Consider the following 605-nt stretch of genomic DNA (forward strand, 5'->3'; position numbering starts at 1 on the left):
CTCGGATCACCACTCGCTAGCCAATTCCCCGAGGCATATCGCAGGCTACAACGTCCTTCTTCGGCCCATACGCACCAAGGCATCCACCAAACGCCCTACAACACCAAAAAACAAAACACAAGAAACTCAAAACAAAATCGTCAATTACGCAAAATCACAAACAAACACACAACCAAAACCAAAAAAGGCCCTGGCATAAACATGTTTGCCATATAAAGATGCTCACGCTCACTATGCGACAACCAACCACCACACCAACACCACAACCAACCAACAAAACAAACAGTCCCATCAGCCAGCCACGGGCAGTAACAGACAAGCTAGTGTCCGAATGCCTAACAGCACGCCCAACCACAACACACAAACAACCCCCACCACACAACACGATGAAAGCAACCTGCATGCCACACATTTTTTACGCGTCCCAAACACAAGAAACAAAACAAAAACAAGCAAACCCACAAACAGGCCCACCCATGCGTCCCTTGCAAAAAAATCCTTAGAAAGGAGGTGATCCAGCCGCACCTTCCGGTACGGCTACCTTGTTACGACTTCGTCCCAATCGCCAGCCCCACCTTCGACCGCTCCCCCCAAAAAATGGTTAG

The 605-nt window shown here is 49.1% G+C and carries 2 rRNA genes; both read right to left on the reverse strand.

The features are described 5' to 3' along the window. A 23S ribosomal RNA gene (locus tag PWJ82_RS09515) occupies positions 1–110 on the reverse strand; the annotation flags it as partial. Between the two features lie 393 nt (positions 111–503). Next, positions 504–605: ribosomal RNA gene (locus PWJ82_RS09520) — 16S ribosomal RNA — on the reverse strand; the annotation flags it as partial.

This window comes from Actinotignum schaalii, assembly GCF_028864145.1.
Lineage (GTDB): Bacteria > Actinomycetota > Actinomycetes > Actinomycetales > Actinomycetaceae > Actinotignum > Actinotignum schaalii_B.